We start from the raw sequence: 24,168 nt of genomic DNA, 5'->3' as shown, positions 1-24,168 counted from the left end.
ACCTGGCTTAAAAATTTACAAAAACTTAATAAAAGCAAAATAAGAGGGATAAATCCCCCCTATTTTGCTTTTAAAAATCTTAAATTTAATATTATTTTTCTACACCCTTTATAGTCAAGATGTCCTTATACTTTTCAGTTAGGTCAGTCAACTTAGCCAGGAAGGCTTCGTTCTGCTTTTTAAAAGCAAGTGACTGTTCTACATCCTTCTTGCAATCTTCATACTCTAGCTGTCTAGCTTCCTTACGGTCATCAACCAAGATTAGGTGGTAACCGAACTGAGTTTTAACTGGTGAAGATACCTTACCTACAGGCAATGTAAATACAGCTTCTTCAAATTCTGGAACCATCTGTCCCCTACCAAAAGTGCCTAGAGAACCTCCATTAGACTTAGATGGGCATGAAGAATATTCTACTGCTGCATCTTCAAAAGATACTTCCTTCTTGTTTATCTTCTTTTCTATTTCAAGGGCTAGTTCTTCATTGTCAACTAGTATGTGCTTAGCACTGGCTGACTCGTCTTCCTTGAACTCATCCTTGTGTTCTTCATAGTAGGCTAGCTTTTCATCATCAGTTATTTCAACTGCAGCTAGACAAGCGTTAATAGCATACTGCTTTAACATATTAGCCTTTACTAGCTCCATTTCATTTACAAATATTTCATCCTGGTCCATCTTGTTTTCAATGGCATCAAGATAGAATAACTCCTGGTTTATCATGTCAGCCAAGATTCTCTTTCTTCCTTCTTCATTGTCGAACTGCTGTCTCTGGTATCCATCCAAGCTTGCAACTGCAGCTTCAAGATCTTCCTGAGTTATAACTTTGTCGCCAACTTTAGCTAAAAAATTTAATTCTTCCATTTCGTCCTCCTAATAATTTCTATTATTGTACTACATCTAGTATCATAGCATTTTTTAGTCCTTATGTCCATATATATCTAGTAATAGGATATGTCGTTTAAAAATACAAGTAATCTTATTTAAAATAGGATGGTTCGATAAGTCTTTTAGTAGAAATATGTCATAATCAAGAGCAGGACCCCACTTAAAAGGCCTACTACACCTATGTCATTACCATCTCGTTTCAATAAATTCCACGAAATTATCATAGTTACAATTATGGTCCCTATCTTGATATAAAGCCAATTTATATCGACTGGCACCATTATAAAGCTATAAAGAGAAACTAAATAGCAGGTTGCCATTGATAGGGAGAAAAGAAAATACCACAAGGTCTCCCTCCTCTTAATGGTGAAGAAAAGAACCAAAAGAAATATAAAGACTAGGTCTATGACCCCATAAATCTTAAAGAGAATATTGTTTAAATTTTCTACTGTTATAACAGTCCACTTGTACCAGTAAATAGGCCAGAACAAGAGGCTTACAAACCTAAAATACATTTCTATAAAACCTATTTTTTGTTTTTTTCTTTTTAGACTTTGTCTAGACATTTATACCACATCCCAACATTTATGTTAACTTTTTTCTATAATTCACTCACACCATCATAGTAACAAAATAGGCCCTCTATAGTCAAGTTTCAATCAGTGTAATTCTTCTTTCTTAGAAAACAATTATGAGGCCTTTAAATTAGATAATCTTTACATAATAGCTTTTATTTTTCAACAAACTATGTTAAAATAATATAGTATTTTTGTATAGTATTTTAAGAAATTATAGGAAGTGGAGGCTAATTATGGGCATAAGAGATAGATTTGCTGACCAGTATGCAAGACAAAAGACTATGACTGGTCCTGAAAAAAAGGCAAATGACATAATCGGAAAATTAATGATGAGAAAGGCTATTGTACCAATAGCAGCAATGGTAGTGCTGGTAGCTATAGGAATCGTTGCAAAGATACCTTGGTGGGCACTTTTGGGTCTAGAAATTCTAGCTGCAGTAGGTGGCTACTTCTACTTAAAGAACGAAGGTAAGAAATACCAGGAATTTACACCATATGTTGGTAATCTTATAAGTGTAGAAAAAAAGGGTAAGGATGGTCACACTGTCCTAATCAAGCAGGGTAAGAAACCAATCAAGCTTGACCTAAAATATGGTGGTGAAGACCTAGAGAAGTTAAAGAAAAACACACTAGTACAGATTACTTATAATCCTGTCGGTAAGATTGGTGTTGTTGTTACAAGAAACAATTTTAAATAATAGCTAAAAACAGGGAGGTTAACATTTTGTGTAAACCTTCCTTTCTTGTAGAAAAATAGGGCCACCAACTCAGTTGGTGACCCTGTTTTATTCATATAAAATTAAGTCAAATCTATAACCTATCTATTATATTAACTTAAAGACATTCTCCTATCAAATATCCAGATCTCTTATCTAGATAACTTTTTCGCATGGAAGAAGTCTTCCATATAACTCTCATCACTTTTAATCTTGTCATAGGCATAGGATATTACATCCCTTCTCTTGATTATACCTATAAATATATTAGAGTCATCTATCGCTGGCACAAAGTTTTGACTAATCAATAGATGTAAGAGGTCCTCCACATTTGCATCAACTTTGGCAGTAATGTTAGTAGTCCTCCTAGGTACGTCCATAATATTTGTTGTTTCCATCAATCTCTCATCAAACGAAGACTGCTGGTAAAGGTACCACAAGATATCCCCTTCCTTGACTGTTCCCAAGTAATTGCCTTCAGCATTTACTATAGGCACTGATGAAAACTTATGCTCATTTAGAGTTTTCAAAACAGTCTTTAAATTATCCTTGTCACTCACGCTTATTACATCTTTTTTTGGTGTAATGAAAAACATTATATTCATAACCAAACCTCCTGTATATCTATACTTTCAATCAAATCACATATATTTTAAATAAAGATAATTAGCATCCTATAAACCTATTGTCCAGCTAATAGTTTTATTGAAATTATCCCTACTCCTAAGTATAACATTTTTAAAAGACTATATCTACTCATTTGAAAATTTATGCAAAAAATGGACCAACTTTTGTTGGTCCATCAATGTAATCTTGAAAAAATTCTTTACTTAATATATGTCTTATATCTTAAATCTCAAATTATATTCTTGTTACATTTGCAGCCTGAGGTCCCTTTTCTCCATCTACGACTTCAAATTCAACCTTCTGACCTTCTTCTAGAGACTTGTAGCCATCTCCCTGGATTGCAGAGAAATGTACAAACATGTCATTTTCTCCTTCTACTGAAATAAATCCAAATCCTTTTTCATTGTTAAACCATTTTACTGTTCCGATTTTCATTAACTTCCTCCTAAAAATATGAATCGCTTAATTTTTTGTGATCCACTACCTATTAACCATAACATATATATTAGCCTAAGTCAACGAAAATGTTAGAAATATTGAATATTTTTTTGCAATTTTAAAAATTTTTATACAAATCACAGTTTTTTATCTACATTTAGTACGAATTTTTGTATTTTTAGACATAATCTTGAAGAGATGGTATAATATTCCTTGAAAATATATTTAGAACGGAGAATTCTTATGCAAAAGAAAATTGCTTGTATAAACGATATTTCTGGTATAGGTAAGTGCTCACTTACAGTGGCCCTGCCCCTGATTTCTGCCCTTAAATGCCAGTGCTGTCCCCTACCTACATCTGTCCTATCCAGCCAGACTGGTTATCCCAAATACACATTTGTAGACCTGACATCATCTATCCAAGACTATATTGATACTTGGCGGGAACTTGGTCAAAAATTCGATACTATTTATAGTGGATTCCTAGGATCAATCGAGCAGATCAATCTAGTAGAAAACCTAATCAAGACCAACACACAAGCCTTGGTAGTTGTAGACCCTGTTCTTGGTGACCATGGTTCTCTATTCCCTATCTTTGATGATAGCTATGTTATGGAAATGAAAAAATTGGTATCAATGGCTGACCTAATCACACCAAATATCACGGAAGCCAACCTACTATTAGGTCTTAATCCTAATCAATTTGGCTACAATGATAGTGACCTTAAAAATATCTGTAGAGACCTATCCAAACTTGGACCTGGTTTAGTCATTATAACCGGCTTCCTTATAGATGGATATATATACAATATATCATATGATGCCCATACTGATACTATGGTCAAATTTGGCAAGCCATATAACAAGATGAGCTTTAGTGGTACCGGAGATATATTTACTTCTATTGTCGCCGCCCTTATTACTAGAGATTTTGACATAGGGGACACTTGTCAGATTGCTACTGACTTTATATTTGATGCAGTTAAATATACCTCAAGTCTGGATGGTATAGAAAGAAATGATGGCATAATGTTTGAGGAATTTCTTGGCAAGCTATGTCAACTATAAGATAATGCTTTTAATAAAAATAATGGAGGACCCTACTCACATTCCAGCTTACCTGAAACTTATAGTTTTATACTAAAGTTTCAAGGTCAGTAGGTGGGTGAGAATTGGTAACCTCCATTTTCATTTTATGTACTATTGAGTTTTACTATTTATACTTAAATCTAAAAAATATTCTTCCTATAGTTAACATACAACTGCTGGATTTCCTCCATCTTCTTCTTAGCCTCTATCTGAAGGTCAGAAGCTTCCTTGTAGTTACCAACATCTATTGCACTCTTTATCATACCATAGATTGAAGGTCCCTTTAGGGTATTTTTCATCAAGTCGTACTTAATCTGCTCTATAGCATCCCACATTACTTCATCTATGGCATCCATATTGTCATTTGAATGTAACTTAACAAATGAAGTTAAAAGTCTTATATTCCTGTCTATAATTCTAGATGATAACTTCTTCTTCCACTTGTCTAGTGAACCAACCTTGAAGGAATCAATGATTGCGTCAGTGAAGACTGCCCCCTGTGTTAGAGACTTCAACTTGTCTGGGTGAGTTTCAAAAGCCAACATAGCCTCATAAACAGTTTCAGGTGGCTGGCCAAACCTAGCATTCCTTTCTTCCAGTGTATAGTAGTTAAATACATTGTTCTCATCCCTATAGGCCCTTCCCTCTTCAAGGTAGAAGCCCTTATCACTTGGAGACTTAGATAGTTCAGCTTCTAATTCTTTTGTATCAAACTTTTTAAGTTCGGCTATTGATTTTATACCGTCCAACATAGTCTGGTAGCAACCAGCTATTACTAGGTACTTGTTAGACAATGGATTAGGAGACCTCAATTCAAACCTCAATGATTTTGGCTTTTCTATATCCCTTATAAGACCTACTAGGACAGACCTGTTTCTAGATGGAGTCTCATATGTATGACCCAAAGATGTAACCACACATACTGGTGCTTCGAAACCTGGAACCAGCCTATTAAAACCATCATTAGTATTAGTTACTATTGGAGCCAATACTTCATAGTTCTTCATCATACCCATTAGGGATGCATATCCTATTGGACTAAGGTAGTCATTTTTTAGGTCTTTAGGTGCAAATAGGTTTATAAATCCGCCATTTTTTAACTTGGCCGCAACACTTACATGGGCATGGGCACCACTACCTGCTACACCATGGATTGGCTTGGCCTTAAAACTAACCTCTAGACCATGAGATTCAAATACATCATATACTATTTCTCTTACCAATAATTCATTATCTGCTGCCTGAAGTGGCTTGTTAAACTTCCAGGAAATCTCAAGCTGTTCCATGGCATGGTTTGTTGACCCCTTTATATTGATTGAGCTGTGGATACCACCAACCTCCTTGTGGGCCATTTCTGGTTCTAAACCATAGTTTTCTAGAGCTATAAGGCACTTTTCTAGACATGTCCTAATTACTCCATGTGTCCTCTTCCAGTACTGTTCTTTCAAGCTCTGTGATACAAACAACTTTTCTAGGTCAGCCTTGTCTTCTGGTGTATTTACCCAGAATTCTAATTCTGTAGCTGCTGTAAGTTCGATACTTTCTATATCATCCGGATTATTAACGTTCGTATTTTCTAGTATTTCAGGGTTATTTCTAATTATATCAGTTATACTATTTTTGAAGTACTTTTCTGCTCTTTCCAGTGTCCCTCTTGAGCAGACCTTCTTGTTGTCATGTATTAAAAAGGCAGGTATTTTCAAAGTTCCAACAGGGCAACCTGTCTCTTCATCGATGAAGTCATGGTTATAATCAACAAACCATACTGCATCAAGATCAGCCTTTAAGTCCACCTTTGCATTATTTAGGGTAGCAATGTTATAAAGTTCAACCGAAGATCCATCAGTCTGTATAGATGAATTTAAAAAGTCCTCTACATCTTCTAAAACCAATCTTACCGGTATCTTTTCATCTGTGGCATTACCTCCTAGGTCAACACCCATAAGTGATACAAACCTTATATACCTATTCTCCTCAAGTATCTTTCTTAGTCTTTCACCTGAGTGGTCTTCTTTTTTTATGTAATATAATAAACTTGACATATGTCCTCCTAAAATACATGAATTATTTTTCTATTTTTTAGATTTAATATTCGCTTTTTGTTTTTTTAATTATATATCAACTTTTAAATAATTTCAAGTAGAACTTCTAAATTATATTAAAAACTATTCTTATCATCAACCTAAACCATCTCTATAATCTCTTAGATTTAAAACCCCTCAATTAAGCTTATTCAAACCTCAAAAATTCAGCTAGGTCTTCTGGATCTGTTCCACATACAAAGAGGTCAGTAGACAGTTCAAAGCCTCCAAAATTGAATTTTCTTGGTATTATATGGAAGTGGGTCCTAAAGAGGTCATCATAGTCCCCACTTAAAGGGTAGGTATGTATTAAAACATTAAAGGCTATCTCTCCCATATTATAATCTTCCCATTTTTCAAAGAGCTTTTTATATATATAAGAAATTTCATCTATTTCATCTGTCCCCCATTGGTCAATCTTCTTGTCTTCCTTGCAGATAATCCTGATTTCACCATTGTATCTTGTAGCATGAGGTATGAAAACCAGGAACTTATTTCCACTATACACCACCCTTTTTTGGTGGTCAATTTCACTCTCTATTATGTAGTCATATAGGTTAGTATCGTGGTGGTCCATATGTGATTTTGCTATTTTTATCTCCTTTACTATCTCGGCTGGTAAAAGGTTGAAGGATACTATTTGCGAATGGGGGTGCATAAGTGAAGCTCCGGCATCCCTCAAGTGATTTTTGAATATATTCACGTATTCAATACCAGGCCTGGCTGACAATTCCTTGTACCTGTTTATAAAGATACCAAAAACATTCTTAAATTCATCAATAGACATATTATAGTAGTTCCCCTCATGTCTATGTGTCTCAACCACCACTTCGTGTTCTCCAAATATATGGTCGGTCTCCATATCAACTATAGGAAACTTATTTTTTACGGACTTAGCTATCCATTGACCGTCCCCTTCTATAAGATAGGTTGGCATATCATTTAAATGTTCATTCCCCCTACAAAATGGACAGGTTTCACTGTATTTCGGCCCTTCACTAGGTTTATTCTTATTAGTCTTAAGTGTATCATGTGGCCTTTTATTCCTATAACTTGAGTATATAATCAAATCACCAGTTATCTGGTCCCTTCTCATTTCTTTCATAATTTCACCTCATACTAGTATTCACAATAATCTGTTAGCTATATTATATACCATTTTGCCTTTAATAAAAACCCATCTCTTATAAAAGAAAATCAATAAATTATGGTTTTTAATACTTTTACTAGAATAATAATTAGCAAAAACCCCTTTACAAGTCCTCTTGCTTTGTTAAATTATAAATATATACAATAATTGTTTATTTTTATCTAGTTTTATGTTATATTAATGTTACGTCAGAAAACGTTATTAACTTTTAAATATAGAGGAGGAAAATTATGAGATACTCAAAAAGAGTTGGTTCAATGCAGGCTTCACCAGTGAGAAAGCTTGTTCCATATGCTACTGCAGCAAAGAAAAAAGGAATTAAGGTTTACCACCTAAATATAGGTCAGCCAGACATTAAGACTCCGGAAGGCTTTATGAAGGCTATAAGAGAGTTTGATGAAGATGTACTTGCTTATGCTGATTCAGTTGGTTCTGATGACCTATTAGATGCAATGATCAAATACTACAAGTCTTATGACATGGAATTCAATCATGAAGAGCTTCTAATTACAAACGGTGGTTCTGAAGCACTTTTATTTGCAATGATGACACTATGTAACCCTGGTGAAAATATACTTGTACCAGAGCCTTTTTATACTAACTACAATGGATTTGCAACTTGTGTAGATGTTGAAATAAACCCAATCACCACATTGGCTGAAAATGGTTTCCACCTACCAGCAAAGGAAGAAATACTTGCTAGAGTTGATGAAAAGACTAGGGCTATCCTACTTTCAAACCCTGGCAACCCTACTGGTGCTATCTATACTCTTGAAGAAATGAAGATGTTGGCAGAAATTGCTATAGAAAAAGACCTATGGATAATTTCTGACGAAGTATATAGAGAATTTGTATACGATGGATTGAAATATACTAGCTTTGGTAACCTAGAAAATGTTCAGGATAGGGTAATAATAGTAGATTCTGTATCTAAGAGATACTCAGCTTGTGGTGCTAGAATCGGTTCTCTAGCTTGTAAGAACAAAGATTTCATAGCTCAGGTCCTAAAGCTTTGTCAGGGAAGACTATGCGTGCCTACACTAGAAATGGTTGGTTCAGCAGAGCTATACAAGACTCCAAAGTCTTATCTTGAAGAAGTTAACAAGGAATACTGCCACAGAAGAGATGTCCTATATGATGCAATCATGGAAATCCCTGGTGTTGTATGTGAAAAGCCAACAGGTGCCTTTTACATGCAGGTTAAGCTTCCAGTAGAAAATGCAGAAGACTTCGTAATCTTCATGCTAAATGAATTCAGCCACAATGGTGCAACTACTATGGCTACACCAGCTGAAAACTTCTACGCTACTCCTGGCCTAGGAAGAGATGAAGTTAGACTTGCCTATATTCTAAATGCAGATGACCTAAAGGCTGCTGCTGAATGTATGAAGTATGGTCTAGAAGCTTACAAGGCTGCTGGCCACAAATAAATCACATTAGAGAAATGTGTCCCCCAGTCACTTTATTCTGGGGGACTTTTTAATTACCCTTTATATATAAAATAATTGATTTATAAGATTTCTTGTGATACTATTATTAGTAGATTTCATAAAAGGAGGACATATTTTTGTTAGAAATTTTTAAGGCGATTTTCCTTGGTATTGTACAAGGTATAACAGAATGGTTACCAGTCAGTAGCACGGGACATATGATTTTAGTCGACCAGTTTTTACACCTGGTAGGCTCAAAAAAATTTATAGATACTTTTTTAGTAGTCATACAGTTTGGATCTATATTGGCAGTATTAATACTGTATTTTAATAAACTAAATCCTTTTTCAAGTAGAAAAAGCCCAAAAGCTAAGAAGGCGACTTGGAACCTTTGGATAAAAGTACTGATTGCTGTCCTACCATCGGGCATAATAGGTGTCCTTTTCGAAGACCAGATAGACAGGATCTTTTTTAGACCTTCTGTAGTGGCAGGTGCCCTTATCATATATGGTATCATTATGATATGGATTGAAAATAGGCATAGAAAACCGAGTATTACTAAGTTTAGCCAAGTATCCTATAAGACTGCCCTATTAATAGGCCTTTTCCAGTGTCTTGCCCTGGTACCAGGTACATCAAGGTCAGGATCTACAATTATAGGTGCTACCCTATTAGGTACTTCTAGGTTTATAGCAGCAGAATTTTCCTTCTTCCTTGCCATACCTACCATGTTGGGTGCCAGTCTATTGAAACTTCTAAAGGCGGGCTTTGCTTTTACAGGATTTGAATGGTTTATAATGTTTGTTGGATCACTTGTTGCCTTTATAGTATCGGTTATAGTTATAAAGTTCTTCATATCCTACATCAAAAAGCACGATTTCAAGGCCTTTGGTGCCTATAGAATCGTTCTTGGTATAATAGTATTCATATACTTTGCAATCGCAGGATAGTATAGTAATATAAAACCAGTCTCCAATACCTTTTATGGGATATTGAAAGACTGGTTTATTTTTGCTTATTTATACACTTGTTTTTAGGTTTTTGGCTGGGTTTCCCTCCCAGGCGAGCATCTTATAACTATCAACCAGCACTTCCCTAGTCTATCAATAATTTAAATATATCACTAGAGTCCTTATCATAGGATGCTATAATCGATAGGTAGTCCTCTACCCTTGTCATGGCCGTGTATACCTTATTTAAATCCCCTACAAAGTCATTTATCTGGTAGTCCTGGTCCTCAGCACTTACCTTGTGGTTGTAAAGCATCTCCAACTCACATATTATTATGGCCTTGTATGACAGGGACTTGATTGAATATATGTTTGATATTGTTACCCCCGTCTTTGGTGTAAGGTTGGTAACTGTATCATCCGCATACATATAAGGTATATCAGCATCTTCTAAAGACTTTCTCAACATATACTGGAAGTATATCATCTTCCCATTCTTAAGCTTCTTCTTATTAAATGGATATACAACTGCTATGTCCTCCGGCTTAAATCCACAATCATTTATCAGGTGCTGTATCTCCCATATCACAGAATGTATCTGATCATCCAGGTCATCTACCTTGACTATATTCACATTCATACCACTCTTGTAGATAGACTTGGTCTTCATAAATATAGTAGTTGGAATATTATCCCTTAGAGACCTTATATAGTCATTTGACCTGTCACAAAAACTGTTTATAAAGTCAACTACCTCTTGGGACTGCCTATAGTTCTTTTCCAGGTATAGTTCATCCTCATACTCTATATTTTCCTTTATCTTACACTTATATATATTAAGGCTATTATTTATATTATATGCCTTGCATACATTGACGTTAAAGACCCTCTTACTCGTATATAGGAACTGGTAGATAAGGTTTATGTCATCCTCATTCATATTTTCTGCTTCATCAATAAAGATGCCCTTGAACATCTTCTTGTTCTTTACAGAATTATCCACCTGCTTCATTATATTGGCAAAGGCCTTATCATAGTTGGTTTTTACCAGGTTATAGTCTATAACGAGTTTGTTTATCTTGGCCACCTTGAATATAAAGGAGCTAAAGGTATAAACCATTATATTGTTGGTATCTACCTTTAGTATATCCAAGAGCTCTAGATACTTGTTGGCCTGTTGCTTGGTAAAGGTCAAGATTAAGAAATTGTGGTGGGGATAGATCTTGGATAATTTTATTACCCTACCCAGCATAATAGCACTCTTACCGGTCCCTGACCCACCTACTATAGCATGGTTACCATAATTTACGGAGGCTATATTGAGAATTTGGTCATCATCCATCAGGACGAACTTGTAGTCAAGGTTTTTATCATGGAAACTTATCTTTTTTAGTTTCTTATTTGTGTTTATGTCTCTTGTCAAGGTAAAATACTCTGTACAAACCCTAAATAGGTAAATAGACATAGCAATTTCATCATTTGCTTCCTTGAAATATGAATCAAAATCTATATTGTCTTCGTTTATTAATTCCTTTACCTTAGAACCACATATAATATTTTCGCTTATGAAGTCATCCATACCATATGTATCTTCTATATAGTCTATATACGGCATGATAAAAACATAGTTATAAGAAATATCAGGGAAATACCTATCCATATTTTCCTTCATAAGCTCAAACTCTTCCCTCATTATCTCCAAGATTTCTTCATCTAGGAAGGAAAATAGTTCTTCCGTTGTATCCATAAACTTTATAAACAAGAGTTTGTTATCCTTTATATATAGCATATCAGTATTTATTCCCTTGAAAGGCACAACCTTTGGTAAGATAAATACTTCTTCACCTACATTTTTATATATAAATTCTTCAACTTTCTTAAGTTTTAGAGCGTCAAGATTTGAAACTATATTTGTAAAATTTTTCAAAACCAACACCTCCTATTTAACATTAAAACAAATATATTTACACCTATTATACCATAAAATTTTCCCATTATAAACTAAAAAGGACTTCTCTAAAATCCTTATAAAAACAAAAAGGGGGTAGATATTCATTTTATCTAAATAAATATCTACCCCCTTACTTGAGGCTTCCCATAGAGGTTAGCTCATTTTAATCAAAAATTGCTTATTTAGCATAATCAGTAGCCCTAGTCTCCCTGATTATACTCACCTTGATCTGACCTGGATATTCAAGTTCTTCTTCGATCCTCTTAGTCATATCTCTAGCCAATAAGTGCATTTCTTCATCATTTACATATTCTGGCTTAACCATTATCCTGACTTCTCTACCTGCTTGGATAGCAAATGACTTTTCTACACCCTCATATGAATTAGTTATTTCTTCAAGTTTTTCAAGTCTCTTGATATAAGCTTCAAGAGTCTCTCTCCTAGCACCTGGCCTAGCAGCAGAAACAGCATCTGCAGCTGTAACCAAAACAGCCTCTACTGTCTGTGGCTCATAGTCACCATGGTGGGTACTCATTGCATGTATTACGTCCTTAGATTCCTTGTACTTCTTCAATAAGTCCATACCTATTTCTATGTGTGTACCTTCGATTTCGTGGTCAACAGCCTTACCGATGTCATGCACTAAACCTGCCCTCTTGGCTAATTTAACGTCTGCACCTATTTCCTCTGCCATTATACCAGCTAGTATAGATACTTCTATGGAATGCTTTAATACATTCTGACCATAACTAGTCCTGTACCTAAGTCTACCTAATAGCTTGACCAACTCTGGATGAAGTCCGTGTACACCAGTGTCAAACATAGCCTGTTCACCAGCTTCTTTGACGATATTCTGAACCTCTTTCTTAGCCTTTTCCACCATCTCTTCGATTCTGGCTGGATGTATTCTACCATCACTTATCAGATTTTCAAGAGCGATTCTTGCAACCTCTCTCCTGATTGGATCAAATCCTGATAAGATTACTGCTTCTGGAGTATCGTCTATTATCAAGTCTATACCGGTCAATGTTTCCAAAGCCCTGATATTTCTACCTTCTCTACCGATTATCCTACCCTTCATTTCATCATTAGGTAGGTTAACTACTGATACGGTAGTTTCAGCAACATGGTCAGCAGAACACTTCTGGATAGCATAGCCAATGATTTCCCTAGCCTTCTTTTCAGCTTCTTCCTTGGCCTGGGCTTCCTTTTCCTTGATCATTAGAGACATTTCTCTTCTAACATCTCTCTCAGCATTAGAAAGTATTATTTCTTTGGCTTCTTCAGTTGTAAAACCTGATATACTTTCCAATTTCTGCTGTTGCTGGACTTTTATTTCCTCTACTTCACTTTCTTTCTTAGCAACCGCTTCATTTTTCTTCTGTAGGTTTGCTTCCTTCTGCTCTAAAGACTGAATCTTCCTGTCAAGAGTTTCCTCTTTCTGTAAAACTCTCTTTTCATATTTCTGTACTTCATTTCTTCTTTCCTTGTTTTCTTTTTCGCCTTCAGTACGTAATCTATGAATCTCTTCTTTAGCCTCTAGAAGTTTTTCTTTCTTCACTGTTTCAGAGTCTCTGTTTGCCTTTTCAAGGATTTCCTTGGCCAAATTTTCTGCCTGTCCTATCTTGGCTTCAGAGATGTTTTTTCTGATAACATAACCAATTAATAGCCCTAGTAATACTGCCACTACAGCAGTTATTATTATATAAGGATTAATTGCGTCCACCTCCTTTGTCTTATTCTGTTTTCAAATTTCATTTTCATTCAATATTCGTTTATTCGCATATCAACAAAAATTATAGCTTTCAAATCATAAATTTTTGTAGGCACATACTCCCACACTCTATTTTATAATCTTTTTAATTTTGTGTCAAGTCAAACATCATTTGCCTATTTTACCTATTTTAATTAAAAGGATTAGGTAAATTTGCAATTTTAACCAAATCAAAAAATGAATATCGGCCTCCTAACCTACATATTTTTAAGTAGTCATTCCAGGCCATATCATAATCATCTTGCATTTTTTCATAAAAATTCAAGGCACAAATTTGGGCCAAAACATAATCTATATAATAAAAAGGATCCTTGTATATATGTCCCTGCCTAAACCAGTAGCCACCCCTATTTAAAATATCTAAATCTCCATAATCCCTATAGGGTAAATACTTATTTTCTAACCTTAACCAGGTAGCCTTTCTCTGGTCAGGACTCATATCTGGATTCTCATAAATCTCATGTTGGAAATGATCAACCAAACAGCCATATGGAAGAAATTTAATTGCAGAACCATAATGGTAGGTCTTATATTTTTCTACATCTTGACCAAAGAATAGGTCCATCCATGGATATGTAAAAAATTCCATACTCATTGAATGTATCTCACATGAATCCAGGGTTGGAAAAATCAACTCTGGCATGTCAATATGTCTGGACATATACATCTGGAAGGCATGACCAGCCTCGTGTGTTAGGACATCTATATCATCCACTGTCCCATTGAAATTGGCAAATATAAAGGGCATTTTGTATTCTGGTAAAACCGTACAGTAACCACCCATTGCCTTATTTTCCCTAGCCTCAACATCAAAAAGTCCCTTGGAAAAAAGAAAATCAAAAAATTCTTGTGTCTCCTTCGATAGACTTGAATACATGGCTCTCCCAGCCTCAAATATTTCCTTGCTATCACCCTTTGGCTCTGCATTCCCATCCAAGAATTCAATCCTCTCACAAAAATAGTCTATCTTGTCCCTGCCAATTCTCTGGGCCTGGGCCTCATATAAGGCATGGACCTTTTTACTATATTTAGCCAATACATTTTCCCTTAAATTAGCCACCATATCCCTATTGTAGTCGGTTCTCTGCATCCTATAGTATCCTAAATCAATAAAGGATTTGTAACCCATTTTAAGGGCCATCTGGTGCCTTATATTAACTAGGCTATCAAATAGCTGGTCAAACCTATCTTCATTTTCTTCAAAAAAACCAGTATGGGCCCTTATGGCCTCTTCCCTAACCCTATCATCCAGGGACTCCATATAGAAGTTCATATCAGATAAGTTGCATACCCTTCCAGCAAAATCTATTTTTGCAGAAGCCAGTAGGCCTGTATAATCTGACATAAGCCTATTTTCCTCCTGTAAAAGTCCTATTATATCCCTAGAAAAACTCTTAACCTGGCACTCCATCAGGCTATAGAATTGCCTGCCATACTCTTCTATTATCTGGTCTTTAAAACCTATACTTAAAAGAGTTTGATAAAGCTCATAATCCAGGTCCTGATAAAGGGGACCATACTCATCCCAGTATTCATTTTCACCAACAAAATAGTCATCCTTGGTATTTATAGAGTACTTTATAGATGCCACTTCCTTCATAGTTTGAAGGTGGACCCTGGTCTTATTTAGAGATTCTATGGTGGACTTAACCTCATCAAAGTCTTTACTTGACCTTATGTTAGTCAGGGCTTTTTCATATATGTCTTTCACCCTATTATAGTCTGTTCTCTCATAGTTTATATCATTAAAATTCATATTATAACTCCGTTCATTTCTAATCATATTCACTTAAAATCTACTCCATAAATTATATATTAAAGCCTCTATAAAATCAAATGCAGCCAATTTATAAAAGGACCTCATTCGGATATACTTCCATACTAGATACTTCATACTTCTTGCTTAATGTTTGATACTTTGACTAATTTATTATGATGCTTGCTTTTTTTGATGAGGCAATATATAATATATTTGTGTATATACACAAATATATATATTAATACAATATATAAAATATGGACTTATAAAAAAACATATTAAGTGGAGGTAAATTAATATGTCGAAAAACAAAAATTCTATGGCCTGGAGCTTATTTGACAGGTACCTTATCCAGGGCCTAAATGGTATGGCCCTAGGCTTGTTTTCTACACTTATAATCGGACTTATAATTAAACAGATCAGTGGTATATTTACAGGTGGTATAGCTACTTTCCTACTTACAGTAGCCATAGTAGCCATGTCACTAACTGGTCCAGTCATTGGTATAGGGGTTGCCAACGCCCTAAAGTCTCCTAAACTAGTTATACTTGCATCAGGTGTGACCGGTCTCTTGGGTGCCTTTGGAGGTACTTTTTCCAGTGGAGCCCTACTAAGTGACAAGATGCAACTAGTCTTGCCAGGGGCAGGTGATCCCCTAGGAGCCTTTATAGCTGTTGTAATCAGTGCAGAAATTGGTCGCCTGGTATCCGGCAAAACAAAGATAGATATTATTGTCACTCCTTTAGTAACTATAGTTACAGGTGGTATGGTGGCCTACTTTGTAGGACCTTACCTGGCTATGGCTATGGCCAACCTAGGCGAATTTATCCGTGTATCTACTGAGCTACAACCATTCTTGATGGGTATAGCAGTTTCAGTATTGATGGGTATAATATTGACCCTGCCTATAAGTTCAGCTGCCCTTTCAATAATCCTATCCCTATCCGGCCTGGCAGCCGGTGCAGCAACAGTAGGTTGCTCAGCCCAAATGATAGGTTTCGCTGTTATCAGCTTCAAGGCAAATGGTTGGAATGGCTTGTTGGCCCAGGGTCTGGGTACATCTATGCTCCAAGTACCTAATATAATGAAAAAACCTATTATATGGTTGCCACCGATAATAGCAAGTGCCATCCTAGGCCCTCTTGCTACCCTTGTATTCAAGATGCAGAACAACCCTGCAGGTGGAGGTATGGGAACATCTGGTCTTGTTGGCCAGTTGATGACATGGCAGACAATGTCCGGGCAGATGAATAAGGTCCACCTACTAATAATAATCCTATTCCTACACATTATCTTGCCTGCAGTATTATCCCTGATAGTGGCAAATATTATGAAAAAGCGTGGACTAATTAAGGATGAAGACTACAAGTTAGACCTATAAATTCATAAAAACTCTAAAAGAAAAACCCATGATTCATATATAGGTCATGGGTTTTATCATTAAGATTCAATTTTTTATAATCACTTTCTATTGATAACTATTTATCCTTACAATTACTGCATAGACCATAAAACTTTAGGTCGTGGTCCTTTATCTGGAAATTATAGTTATTTTCTACTGTAGATTCAATAGATTCCAATAGGTCTTCCTTAACCTCTATAATGGCTCCACAATCTCTACAAATCAGGTGGTGGTGATGGTGAACATCTTCTCCCTCAACATTAATCTCATACCTAATACAGCCATCATCAAGGTTTAGCTTAGAAATGCCATTAATTTCGTCAAGCAACTGCATAGTTCTATAAACAGTAGCAAGACCTATCTCTGGGCAATTTACACGCACCTTGTCATATATTTCTTCACTGCTCATATGTGAACTTTCGTTTTCTATCAATACTTCAATTATGGCCCTTCTCTGAGGTGTGATTTTAAAACCAGTCGCTTTTAACTTCTCTTTCAACAATTCCATAGTGTTGTTATTTTCCATATTATAGCCCTCCTTATCAATTGATAACTTTCTTATATTCATAGTATATCAATGCTCAAAAAATGTCAATAGAAAAAAATTTTCTATTGACATTTCTAGGAAAATTATATTGAATCAAGATATCCTTGCAAGATAAGGACTGCTGCAAGCTTATCTATGACCTTTTTTCTATTCTTTCTTCGGACATCACCCTCTATCAACATCTTTTCTGCCGATACAGTAGTTAGCCTCTCATCCCAGAACTTGATTTCCATGCCAAGTTCCTCCTTGATTAGGTCACAAAACTTTATAACCTTTTCTGCCTGGGGACCTATAGTCCCGTTCATATTTTTTGGTAGACCTGATACGATCAGGTTTACCTGCCTTTCTTCAATTATCTTCTTCAAGGCCTCTATATCATTTTTTTTACTAGACCTCTTTATTGTTGTAATCCCCTGGGCTGTCATACCCATTAGGTCACTGACAGCAACACCGATGGTATTGTCACCAATATCAAGGCCCATTATTCTTCCACTTAGCACATTTACACCTACTTAATCTAACTTATATACTTGTCTTCTTTTTGATTAAACTTATTTATCAAAATTATTATTACAGGTATCAATAAATAAATTGAATCTGTGGCTGCTGCAATTATACCAGAATCATTTACCAGTAGGGTCACAACACAACCAACCATTATAGCCAGGTATCCATCATATACTATCTTATACCTTTCCTTCATATAGCTGAAGTGTCTATTAGGTCTAAATATTGTAAATCCAAGTATCAATAGGCCGACTAGGAGAATGTTGACCCATACTGTTGTCTGGGCTAACTGTATATTCATGTCTATCTTTCTAGCAAATACTGTTACAATCTCCATAGGACCATTTCTAAACACCTGGACAACAAAATTACCCAAGTGAGATCCCATACCCAACATTATGTCTGCTGTGGCAAAAACCGCCACTATCAATGCTGTTATAGCTACAACTAAAACTGACTTTTTGAAGTCTATCTTGACACCACATATCAAAAGGAAGAAGGCTATATAGGCTATAGACTCTGAAATTGCCCCTCCTACGTTGGCACCCATACTTGGGTATGCTGATGTAATCAAAACTGCGAAAAGGAAGATGGCAACCCATAGCTTAGGTATCTTTTTGTATTCTAGTAGGATAGCAATGCCCAGGATAGCACTACCTATGGTAGCACCCTCATATTCATTTCCTATACCGTAGTACCTTGCCCCTATCATAGGGTCATAACTCATTATATTGCTCTGCATCAAAGGTGTTGATATTACAGAATCCACTACTATTAGGAGGATCATCAAAATAGAATAAAATCCTACCTGTTTTAAGTCATCATTCTTAAATATCCTACTACCAAGTATATATAGCAAAACAGTCATAAAGACTATTGACAGGGTAACCTGAGCCTGACTACCTGGCCTCAATATAGGTGCTGATAAAAATGCTAGTGGCATTATCAGACCTAACTTGACCATTTCTTTTAAGAAGTTTAATATCTTCTTCTTGTGTTTCTTTGGTAACTTGTCCCTCTGCCATAGGGCTAGGGCTCCCAAGATCCAGGAAACAGAAATTACTGCTACATATATATTTATGATAGTCATCCTTATAGATGATATGGCAACTATTTTCTTGTATTCCTTGGTCATATAGTCGTCCCTATTGTCCATAGTCTTATTTGTCAATTGGCGACCTACCATTTCTTTATTCTTTAGGCCAAACCTGTTCAAAATATCTACACCCAGGTCCAGGTTGGCAAAAACTCCTGCCCTCCTGGTTGTAGCAGATAACAACAAGCCCTTGCCGGATTCTGACATATCAAACCTTACCAGAGGAGCCAAACGTCTGTTGTTTGCATAGTCTAGCTTACTCGGAAAAGATCCAAGTATATAGATGGTATCATTCTTACCTGCCATCTTGAATACATATTCAAGGTAGTCACTCACCTTATTATAGACCCTGTACTTCATCCTGGCATAGGTCGTGCTATTTAGGTTTACCTTGTACTCATCTAACCTAAAAGTATCGCCCAGGTTGACCATCAAGAAGTCTGTTTTTGCATAGTACTTCTTAGTCTCGTCCTTCAACTTATCATAATCCGTTGATATGCCAAACGGAAATGACTGGTCCTTTTTATTTATAAAGTCTACATTTCCTTCTTCTATCCTACTCCTAGAATCCATAACCATAAGGGCAAAGTCCCTGTTTCTGATTTCCTGGCCAGTAACCATGTCATAATAATCGCTATTACCCAGAATTCCTATCTTCTTTCCATTAGAAGACAGGGTATCACCCAGGTAGCCCATCTTGGACTTGAACTCACCATTAGACTGGTTATACTGGTCTAAATTATTAACACTCAATAAGTTTATCTTCTTGGGAGAATGTCCTGTTGCATACTTATACAGGTTCTTTCCTTCTATCTGACTAAAGTCTACAGGTGTTTCTGGAAGGATATTAACCCTTCCAGTAGCACCCATACTTGCATAGTTTCTCCTATCATCATAGCCCTTGTCACCCCTGATATTCATCATACCAAGATAACCGCTATTTTCTAACCTATTTGCCAAAAACTTTATATTCTTAAAGTTATCGTAATTTGTCCTATTTAAGTCGATAAGTATCACCTTACCCTTGTTCTTGGCTGTATTGTTATCGGCCTTTGAATCAAGTTCTCCCTTAGTCATCGCTTGTTCAGTAGCAAGGGCAGACTCTTCTGACTTAGTCCCTGCTGCAAAACCAGGTCCTACTAGTCCAAACACCAAGACCAGGGAGACTATAAAGGCTAAACTCTTTTTAAACATATAACCCTTACTCCTCTATGTTCAAATACTTAGTTATCACTTCTTCCAGGATTTCGTCCCTTTCAAACCTCTTGATTGCTGCTCTAGCATTCTTATAACTTGTAATATAACTCGAATCTCCTGATAAAATATATCCTATTATCTGGTTTACCGGATTATATCCCTTTTCTATCAAAGCATTATATACATACTCTATTGTCTGAGCTACACTCATCTTATCCTGGTTCACCGTTTCAAACTGCACTGTGTATTCTAAATTCTTTTCCATAAGTAACCTCCTTGCTACTACTTAATTTGTGACTCAACCACCTTCTGTGCACTTGCTAGCGCCTGGTCTACCATAGTCTTGTCACTACCTCCAGCCTGGGCCATGTTAGGTCTACCACCGCCCTTACCTCCAGCGATTTTAGCAACTTCCCTAACTATGTTGCCGGCATGGGCACCCTTGTCTATAGCGTCCTTACTAGCTGTTGCTACAAAGTTAATCTTGTCTCCAGCTATATTTGCTAGGACTACAACACTTGTACCCAACTTGTCTCTCAGGTTATCTGCTACCTCTCTTAGGGTATCTATATCCATATCTTCATACTTAGCTGTTAGAAGCTTAACCCCCTTGATATCTAGGCTATCATCAAGGGCATTGCCTGCATTTTGCATACTTATCTTTGATTTTAAATCATGTACTTCTTTTTCTAACTGCTTATTTTCATCAACTAATGAATTAGCCCTAACAACCAGGTTGTCTTCCCTTGTCTTCATTATATCACTAATGTTGTTAATTAGCGAATCTTTTGCAAGCATGTACTGATATACTGCCCTACCTGTTATGGCTTCTATTCTTCTGACACCGGCTGCAACTCCACCTTCAGATACTATCTTGAACATACCTACCTGGGAAGTATTGTCCAGATGGGTACCACCACATAGTTCAACAGAACAGTCTCCCATCTTTACAACCCTTACTTCTTCACCATACTTTTCTCCAAATAAGGCCATAGCACCCATGGCTCTTGCCTCATTTATATTCATAAGCTCAGCAGTAACCGGATGAGCTTCTAAGATAAATTCATTTACCATAGCTTCAACCCTACTGATTTCTTCCTTAGTCATGGCTTCAAAGTGGGTGATGTCAAACCTCAACCTATATGGCTCAACCAGGGAACCAGCCTGGTTTACATGGTCTCCTAATACTTCTTTCAAAGCCTTGTGAAGTAGGTGGGTAGCTGTATGGTTTCTAGCCGCATCCATTCTTAGGGCCTTGTCTACCCTAGTCTCTACCTTTTCTCCCTTAGTCAAAGAACCGCTTACTATTCTACCAATATGCTTGATACTTCCATTGGCACCCTTTACTGTGTCTTCAACTTCAAATAAACCTGTATCACTCAGTATCTGGCCCTTGTCACCAACCTGACCACCTCCATTTGGATAGAAGCTAGTCTCATCCAGGATTATAGCAGCTTCAAGACCTTCTTCTAGAGTATCAACCAGGGCATTATCAGCAACCATAGCCTTTATAGTTGAAGCCTTAACTAGGTTATGGTAACCATCGAAACTTGAACTTGCATCCTCAAGTGATGTTAGAGGATCTTCCTTCCAAGCATCACCCTCTGTATTACCCCTGGCTGCCCTAGCCCTGTCCTTCTGGGCCTGCATTTCCTTCTCAAAGCCCTCAGTATCTACCTTTAGACCTTCATCTTCAAGTATTTCCATAGTCAGGTCTAGAGGGAAACCAAATGTATCATATAGCTTGAAGGCCTGTTCTCCTGAAATAGTGTCTCCACCACCAGCAACCAGGTCTTCAGTATATGACTTCAAGATTTCTAGTCCCTGTTCAAGAGTTTCTCCAAACTTTTCTTCTTCTATACCAATTACCTTTTTGATGTAATCATTCTTTTCTATTAATTCTGGATAGGCTTGGCCACAAGTATCAAATACAACCTCTACTATCTCATTTAGGAAGTTGTCCTTTATTCCAAGTAACCTACCATGACGGGCCGCCCTTCTCAATAGCCTTCTTAGAACATAGCCCCTGCCTTCATTAGATGGCAATATACCATCGCCTACCATAAAGGCCACAGACCTGATATGGTCAGTTATTATCCTTACAGACTTGTCCTTCTTGGCATCCTGTCCATAAGTAATGCCGGCCAACTGGCATACCCTATTTAATACTGACCTTATAGTGTCTACTTCAAAAATAGTGTCTACCTCTTGCATTACACAGGCCATTCTTTCCAGACCCATACCTGTATCTATATTCTTATGGTCTAATTCTCCATAAGATCCATCTTCTTTTCTGTCAAACTGAGTAAATACAAGATTCCAGAATTCTAAGAACCTGTCACAGTCACAACCTGGCTTGCAATCTTCACATCCACAGCCATACTTTTCACCCTTGTCAAAATATATTTCTGAACATGGTCCACATGGCCCTAGACCTATTTCCCAGAAGTTGTCATCCTTGCCTAATCTAACTATCTTTTCCTCAGGGAAACCTATCATGTCCTTCCATAGGTTATATGCTTCATCATCGCTTTCATATACTGTTACCCATAGTTTTTCCTCAGGTATTTCAAGCCACACAGTTATAAATTCCCAGGCCCAAGCAATTGCTTCCTTTTTAAAGTAATCACCAAAAGAGAAATTACCCATCATTTCAAAGAAGGTAGCATGCCTAGCTGTTACACCTACATTTTCTATATCACCTGTTCTGATACACTTCTGTACTGTAGACATCCTGTTCTTTGGCGGTATCTCAACACCAGAAAAATAATTCTTCAAAGGTGCCATACCAGAGTTTATCAACAACAAAGACTTGTCGTTGCTAGGAATCAAAGAATGTGACTTGGCAATATAGTGTTCCTTTGATTCAAAAAACTTAGTAAATCTACTTCTAATCTCATTTAATCCCAACTTTTCCATAACTTTCCTCCAAATAAATTATTTAAATAATTTTGATTTTACAGGATATGATTCTCAATAAAAAAAGCCCACTCCTGTATAAACTACAGGGGCGAGCTTGTATTCGCGGTACCACCCTGATTATCACAAAATGTGACATCTTCATTAGCATTAACGCAGCATCACGTCTCTATGTACTACTATTTCCAAAGAGATACTCCGGGACTGCTTCACAGCCTGTATCCAGGGTATTTCCACCAACAACCCCTCTCTATAAGACCTTGGACTCCTACTACTTCCCATCTCAGTATTTAGATCTTTTATTTATAGTCCTGACCAACTTTTGTCTGGACTTAATACATATATATTACAATAAAAAAATAATTTTTCAATACTTTCTGCTTATTTTGACTCCTACATTTTATGATCTAACAAGTGATATTATTATTCCCTCTATATTATCACAACTTTTCGTTACTAAATGATCTATAACACTTCTATCACACTTATCACAATATACTCGTGAAGTAAATAAAAATGCAGCGAAGCTGATGGAATTTCTCATACACCAGCTAACGCTGCTTTAAATTAGTTAATATTCTTTACAAATGTAATTTAATAAAGATTCTATTCAATTCTATATTCTTATAGTTCAGTTTCTACTTACCAACTAAATCTAACATTATACTATTTGGTAGGTACTTTTCTCCACCTATAGCTGTAATACTAGTCAAGTAAGATTCTCCTATATACTTTTTAACTACGGCATTAGTTTTCTTGTTTCTTGATGCCAGTAATGTTGGCCTGTTGTACTTACCAGATACTGGTGAAATAACTAGGGCATCTGCGAATTCTTCACCTGATGCTATAAAGGCTTCCTTACTATCCCTAAACTTAGACTTGGCTATGGCAACTGATGTTTCATACCTGTCCTTACCTGCCATTCTTTCTAAAACGCCTGGAAGTTTGGCTTCTGTAGACTTAGATATTGTGTTAGTTCCACCTGCTATATAAGTCTTCTTGATGTCTAGGTCCTTGATGGCCCTTACAACCTGGTCTGGTACAAGGTTCTTCTTAACTAGTAAGATTGGGTAG

General features: G+C 36.4%; 20 protein-coding genes and 1 other annotated feature. Of the genes, 5 read left to right on the top strand and 15 right to left on the bottom strand.

Annotation, left to right across the window (positions count from 1 at the left end; all coding sequences use genetic code 11):
• Positions 1–91: 91 nt before the first annotated feature.
• Both HMPREF0634_RS00705 and HMPREF0634_RS00700 read right to left on the bottom strand, forming a co-directional pair.
• On the bottom strand, positions 92–859 hold the full coding sequence (locus tag HMPREF0634_RS00705; protein WP_007788138.1) for a peptidylprolyl isomerase: 768 nt from the start codon (positions 857–859) through the stop codon (positions 92–94).
• A gap of 146 nt (positions 860–1,005) precedes the next feature.
• Positions 1,006–1,449 (bottom strand): hypothetical protein, encoded by a 444-nt coding sequence (locus HMPREF0634_RS00700; protein ID WP_007788110.1) that lies wholly within the window; start codon positions 1,447–1,449, stop codon positions 1,006–1,008.
• A gap of 245 nt (positions 1,450–1,694) precedes the next feature.
• On the opposite strand from HMPREF0634_RS00700, the gene HMPREF0634_RS00695 reads away from it, so the two are divergent.
• A complete protein-coding gene (locus tag HMPREF0634_RS00695; protein ID WP_007788100.1) occupies positions 1,695–2,159 on the top strand; it encodes a hypothetical protein in 465 nt (154 codons plus the stop codon).
• A 170-nt stretch (positions 2,160–2,329) separates the two neighbouring features.
• On the opposite strand, the gene HMPREF0634_RS00690 is transcribed toward HMPREF0634_RS00695, so the two are convergent.
• Together HMPREF0634_RS00690 and HMPREF0634_RS00685 are read right to left on the bottom strand one after the other, a co-directional pair.
• Complete coding sequence (locus HMPREF0634_RS00690; RefSeq protein ID WP_007788153.1) at positions 2,330–2,782, bottom strand: CBS domain-containing protein; 453 nt, start codon at positions 2,780–2,782, stop codon at positions 2,330–2,332.
• 256 nt (positions 2,783–3,038) lie between these two features.
• Entirely contained in the window at positions 3,039–3,239 is a 201-nt protein-coding gene (locus tag HMPREF0634_RS00685) for a cold-shock protein (protein ID WP_007788120.1), read from the bottom strand.
• A gap of 246 nt (positions 3,240–3,485) precedes the next feature.
• Between HMPREF0634_RS00685 and HMPREF0634_RS00680 the strand changes: the two genes are divergently transcribed.
• Positions 3,486–4,310, top strand: a complete 825-nt coding sequence (locus HMPREF0634_RS00680; RefSeq protein WP_007788146.1) for a pyridoxamine kinase — start codon at positions 3,486–3,488, stop codon at positions 4,308–4,310.
• Between the two features lie 161 nt (positions 4,311–4,471).
• Here HMPREF0634_RS00680 and HMPREF0634_RS00675 read toward each other — a convergent pair whose 3' ends face one another.
• The gene (locus tag HMPREF0634_RS00675) at positions 4,472–6,373 is read right to left on the bottom strand and encodes a type I glutamate--ammonia ligase (RefSeq protein ID WP_007788163.1); all 1,902 of its coding nucleotides are present in this window, start codon (positions 6,371–6,373) and stop codon (positions 4,472–4,474) included.
• Between the two features lie 187 nt (positions 6,374–6,560).
• A complete protein-coding gene (locus HMPREF0634_RS00670) occupies positions 6,561–7,517 on the bottom strand; it encodes a galactose-1-phosphate uridylyltransferase (RefSeq protein WP_007788046.1) in 957 nt (318 codons plus the stop codon).
• 275 nt (positions 7,518–7,792) lie between these two features.
• Between HMPREF0634_RS00670 and HMPREF0634_RS00665 the strand changes: the two genes are divergently transcribed.
• The gene (locus HMPREF0634_RS00665) at positions 7,793–8,992 is read left to right on the top strand and encodes a pyridoxal phosphate-dependent aminotransferase (RefSeq protein WP_007788142.1); all 1,200 of its coding nucleotides are present in this window, start codon (positions 7,793–7,795) and stop codon (positions 8,990–8,992) included.
• Positions 8,993–9,129: 137 nt separating this feature from the next.
• Positions 9,130–9,942 (top strand): undecaprenyl-diphosphate phosphatase, encoded by an 813-nt coding sequence (locus HMPREF0634_RS00660; protein ID WP_007788052.1) that lies wholly within the window; start codon positions 9,130–9,132, stop codon positions 9,940–9,942.
• Positions 9,943–10,087: 145 nt separating this feature from the next.
• On the opposite strand, the gene HMPREF0634_RS00655 is transcribed toward HMPREF0634_RS00660, so the two are convergent.
• The 3 genes from HMPREF0634_RS00655 to HMPREF0634_RS00645 form a co-directional block, all read right to left on the bottom strand.
• The gene (locus tag HMPREF0634_RS00655) at positions 10,088–11,878 is read right to left on the bottom strand and encodes a UvrD-helicase domain-containing protein (RefSeq protein WP_408634974.1); all 1,791 of its coding nucleotides are present in this window, start codon (positions 11,876–11,878) and stop codon (positions 10,088–10,090) included.
• A 193-nt stretch (positions 11,879–12,071) separates the two neighbouring features.
• Complete coding sequence (rny, locus tag HMPREF0634_RS00650) at positions 12,072–13,610, bottom strand: ribonuclease Y (protein WP_408634980.1); 1,539 nt, start codon at positions 13,608–13,610, stop codon at positions 12,072–12,074.
• A 187-nt stretch (positions 13,611–13,797) separates the two neighbouring features.
• Entirely contained in the window at positions 13,798–15,423 is a 1,626-nt protein-coding gene (locus HMPREF0634_RS00645; RefSeq protein ID WP_007788133.1) for a M3 family oligoendopeptidase, read from the bottom strand.
• A 301-nt stretch (positions 15,424–15,724) separates the two neighbouring features.
• Between HMPREF0634_RS00645 and HMPREF0634_RS00640 the strand changes: the two genes are divergently transcribed.
• Positions 15,725–16,807, top strand: a complete 1,083-nt coding sequence (locus HMPREF0634_RS00640) for a PTS transporter subunit IIC (protein ID WP_007788129.1) — start codon at positions 15,725–15,727, stop codon at positions 16,805–16,807.
• A 97-nt stretch (positions 16,808–16,904) separates the two neighbouring features.
• On the opposite strand, the gene HMPREF0634_RS00635 is transcribed toward HMPREF0634_RS00640, so the two are convergent.
• The 6 genes from HMPREF0634_RS00635 to HMPREF0634_RS00610 all read right to left on the bottom strand — a co-directional run.
• Positions 16,905–17,354, bottom strand: a complete 450-nt coding sequence (locus HMPREF0634_RS00635; RefSeq protein WP_007788073.1) for a Fur family transcriptional regulator — start codon at positions 17,352–17,354, stop codon at positions 16,905–16,907.
• Between the two features lie 104 nt (positions 17,355–17,458).
• Positions 17,459–17,875 (bottom strand): Holliday junction resolvase RuvX, encoded by a 417-nt coding sequence (ruvX, locus tag HMPREF0634_RS00630; RefSeq protein WP_007788048.1) that lies wholly within the window; start codon positions 17,873–17,875, stop codon positions 17,459–17,461.
• Between the two features lie 17 nt (positions 17,876–17,892).
• Entirely contained in the window at positions 17,893–20,172 is a 2,280-nt protein-coding gene (locus HMPREF0634_RS00625; protein WP_007788082.1) for a hypothetical protein, read from the bottom strand.
• Positions 20,173–20,179: 7 nt separating this feature from the next.
• Positions 20,180–20,440: an IreB family regulatory phosphoprotein gene (locus HMPREF0634_RS00620; RefSeq protein WP_007788103.1), complete on the bottom strand. Its 261-nt coding sequence runs from the start codon at positions 20,438–20,440 to the stop codon at positions 20,180–20,182.
• A gap of 17 nt (positions 20,441–20,457) precedes the next feature.
• Positions 20,458–23,094 carry an alanine--tRNA ligase gene (gene alaS, locus HMPREF0634_RS00615; protein WP_007788065.1) on the bottom strand — a complete coding sequence of 879 codons (2,637 nt, stop codon included), beginning with the start codon at positions 23,092–23,094 and terminating at the stop codon, positions 20,458–20,460.
• A gap of 84 nt (positions 23,095–23,178) precedes the next feature.
• Positions 23,179–23,388: a binding site (T-box leader), on the bottom strand.
• A gap of 344 nt (positions 23,389–23,732) precedes the next feature.
• Positions 23,733–24,168 (bottom strand): cell wall-binding repeat-containing protein (locus HMPREF0634_RS00610; protein WP_007788056.1); only part of this gene is annotated, 436 nt, incomplete at its 5' end.

Origin of the sequence: Peptostreptococcus stomatis DSM 17678, from assembly GCF_000147675.1 — a bacterium.
In the GTDB taxonomy this organism is placed as follows: Bacteria; Bacillota; Clostridia; order Peptostreptococcales; family Peptostreptococcaceae; genus Peptostreptococcus; species Peptostreptococcus stomatis.
The sequence above is the reverse complement of the archived record's forward strand: the minus strand, read 5'-3'. Positions and strand labels throughout refer to the sequence as shown.

Bases quoted from the DNA above. Each gene is read 5' to 3' on its own strand.
- HMPREF0634_RS00690 (WP_007788153.1), bottom strand. From the start codon at position 2,782: ATGAATATAATGTTTTTCATTACACCAAAAAAAGATGTAATAAGCGTG.
- HMPREF0634_RS00665 (WP_007788142.1), top strand. From the start codon at position 7,793: ATGAGATACTCAAAAAGAGTTGGTTCAATGCAGGCTTCACCAGTGAGA.
- HMPREF0634_RS00695 (WP_007788100.1), top strand. From the start codon at position 1,695: ATGGGCATAAGAGATAGATTTGCTGACCAGTATGCAAGACAAAAGACT.
- HMPREF0634_RS00645 (WP_007788133.1), bottom strand. From the start codon at position 15,423: ATGAATTTTAATGATATAAACTATGAGAGAACAGACTATAATAGGGTG.
- HMPREF0634_RS00625 (WP_007788082.1), bottom strand. From the start codon at position 20,172: ATGTTTAAAAAGAGTTTAGCCTTTATAGTCTCCCTGGTCTTGGTGTTT.
- HMPREF0634_RS00675 (WP_007788163.1), bottom strand. From the start codon at position 6,373: ATGTCAAGTTTATTATATTACATAAAAAAAGAAGACCACTCAGGTGAA.
- alaS (WP_007788065.1), bottom strand. From the start codon at position 23,094: ATGGAAAAGTTGGGATTAAATGAGATTAGAAGTAGATTTACTAAGTTT.
- HMPREF0634_RS00680 (WP_007788146.1), top strand. From the start codon at position 3,486: ATGCAAAAGAAAATTGCTTGTATAAACGATATTTCTGGTATAGGTAAG.
- HMPREF0634_RS00705 (WP_007788138.1), bottom strand. From the start codon at position 859: ATGGAAGAATTAAATTTTTTAGCTAAAGTTGGCGACAAAGTTATAACT.
- HMPREF0634_RS00700 (WP_007788110.1), bottom strand. From the start codon at position 1,449: ATGTCTAGACAAAGTCTAAAAAGAAAAAAACAAAAAATAGGTTTTATA.
- HMPREF0634_RS00635 (WP_007788073.1), bottom strand. From the start codon at position 17,354: ATGGAAAATAACAACACTATGGAATTGTTGAAAGAGAAGTTAAAAGCG.
- HMPREF0634_RS00640 (WP_007788129.1), top strand. From the start codon at position 15,725: ATGTCGAAAAACAAAAATTCTATGGCCTGGAGCTTATTTGACAGGTAC.
- HMPREF0634_RS00670 (WP_007788046.1), bottom strand. From the start codon at position 7,517: ATGAAAGAAATGAGAAGGGACCAGATAACTGGTGATTTGATTATATAC.
- HMPREF0634_RS00685 (WP_007788120.1), bottom strand. From the start codon at position 3,239: ATGAAAATCGGAACAGTAAAATGGTTTAACAATGAAAAAGGATTTGGA.
- HMPREF0634_RS00620 (WP_007788103.1), bottom strand. From the start codon at position 20,440: ATGGAAAAGAATTTAGAATACACAGTGCAGTTTGAAACGGTGAACCAG.